This window comes from Nostoc sp. (genome assembly GCF_036917755.1).
Classification (GTDB): Bacteria; Cyanobacteriota; Cyanobacteriia; order Cyanobacteriales; family Nostocaceae; genus Nostoc.
On the sequence record NZ_JBALFC010000075.1, the window covers coordinates 1 to 2,008 of the forward strand.

The window sequence follows — 2,008 nt, forward strand, 5'->3', positions numbered from 1 at the left end:
AAAACGCTTTCACATTCAGACACATCGTACAGAAACCTACTATGACCTTTATGCCCTAGTTGTCCCCCTCGCTTTTTAGCACTCTTGTTCTTTTTTTCATGCTTTTCGGCATTGGGTGGGTCTAATGAGGGCGGAGATGATGAATTCTTTGAGGTGCGATTATTTTTTTCTAAAAGCTCTTGCTGCTGGGCTTTTAAGTCAGTTAACTCTTTTTCCGATTGCTTGATGTGCTGCCCCATTTTCTCCACCAATTGTTTGACACTGGCTGGAGTCTTTTCCTAATCTAAGTCCGAAATTTCAATTCCGTAGGCGAGGCAGTTTTCATCCATGTAATTTAATCTACCACCTCAGTAACCCATTTTTTGACTGTAGTGTTTCAGATCCTGTGAACGGTTACGAAAAATAAGGGTCTCGGCTATGTGTACCATTTTTAAAAAACCTTTAGAAGTTAAGCAAAAGCAAGCTTGGAGTGATGAATTTTGTAATACAGGATATGTTGCTCTTGAAAGAGGATGATTCCTAATGACGACAGGGTAAACCAGTCTCGGTATTCTATTGCTTTTTTCTGTCATCCTAATGATGATGTAGAGATTGCTTGTTTACAAAGTTGCCAAAAAGGAAAATCCCCTATTTATCCGCCTATTTTAGCAAGAGAATATCTTTTACAACGGTTACAAGCAACATATTAGATGGTTGTTTCTGAGTGGAAATTCGAGATGAAAACTTACGACTGGATTGTAGTTGGTGGTGGGATTACGGGTGCTGCACTTGCTTATGAATTAGGAAAAGCAGGCTTTGGCGTACTTTTGGTGGAAGAATATGAAATACCACAGAATGCAACTCGTTATAGTTATGGTGGGCTTGCGTATTGGTCGGGTACTACAGCATTTACTCGCCAATTGTGCAAACAAGCAAGCGCTCGCTATCGTATCTTATCTCTTGAGTTAGACGCTGATATCGAGTTTCGGGAATTAGATTTATTACTGACTATTTCAGCTTCTAGTGACCCAGAAGCGATCGCTGCATCCTATAATAATTGTGCCGATGTACCACATTTACTTAGCCCAGAAGCAGCGATTGAACTGGAACCACTCCTAAATCAACAGGCGATATCTGGTGCTTTAACTGTTAAACACGGTCATATTCATCCACAAAAAACAGCACAAGCTTACATTCAAGCTTTTTTGCGTGGTGGGGGTGAAGTGCAAATTACCCAAGTATTGCAAATATTAGAAAGTGGTGTAAAAACCACTACTGCAAGTTACCACAGTGCAAATGTTGTCATTTGTGCAGGTGGACTTAGCCGCCAACTATTAAAGGCATCTGGTATTTCCACTAAAATATATTTTACCCACGCAGAAATAATTGAAACTGCACCAGTTGATGTCAAGTTAAGCACCTTAGTTATGCCAGCAAATGTGCAACGATTTCAATTAGAAGCCCAATCTGCTGAAGTCGATGAAGTTTGGGATCAGCCAGGTAATGAACCAGTAACAGCGATTTTAGATGCTGGCGCAATTCAATTTCAAGATGGCAGTTTACGCTTGGGTCAAATTAGTCGCATTCTCACAGATCCTCATGCCAAGGTAAATTCACAAGCGAGTGAAAAATGGTTGCGAGAAAGTGTCGGGGAAGTGTTACCAACTTTGAAGAATTTACCAGGAATTTGGCATCATTGCTTAGTGGCATTTAGTGGGAATCAATTTCCTATAATTGGTGCTGTTCCAGGATTAAACAATGTTTATGTGTTTAGTGGATTAAGCAATCCGCTAGTAATGGTACTACCCTTAGCAGAACGCTTTGCTATTGAAGAAAGCAGAAGGCAGAGTGCAGAAGGCAGAAGGGACAATTAAGAAGGGCATTCAGACCCCTCCTTAATTGGGGCCACTGAACTTCGTTTCAGTGTTCTTGTCTTAAGCTGTTCCACATTTAAGTCGCATAAAATAGCAACAAGATAAACCAAGGGTGTGTGCATCATGCCAGTAAAAAGATTCCTGAAAGCGGAACA

Annotated in this window: 2 protein-coding genes and 1 pseudogene; 2 read left to right on the forward strand and 1 reads right to left on the reverse strand. The window is 40.7% G+C overall.

From position 1 onward, the window contains the following. Positions 1 to 239: DUF6444 domain-containing protein (locus V7L05_RS17485; protein ID WP_335165807.1), on the reverse strand; the 239-nt coding region annotated here is incomplete at its 3' end. A gap of 273 nt (positions 240 to 512) precedes the next feature. Here V7L05_RS17485 and V7L05_RS34750 point away from each other — a divergent pair. Beyond that, positions 513 to 689 (forward strand): annotated as a pseudogene (locus V7L05_RS34750) (isopenicillin N synthase family oxygenase); the annotation flags it as partial. Positions 690 to 716: 27 nt separating this feature from the next. Next, positions 717 to 1,853, forward strand: a complete 1,137-nt coding sequence (locus V7L05_RS17490; protein ID WP_335165808.1) for an NAD(P)/FAD-dependent oxidoreductase — start codon at positions 717 to 719, stop codon at positions 1,851 to 1,853. Positions 1,854 to 2,008 lie beyond the last annotated feature (155 nt).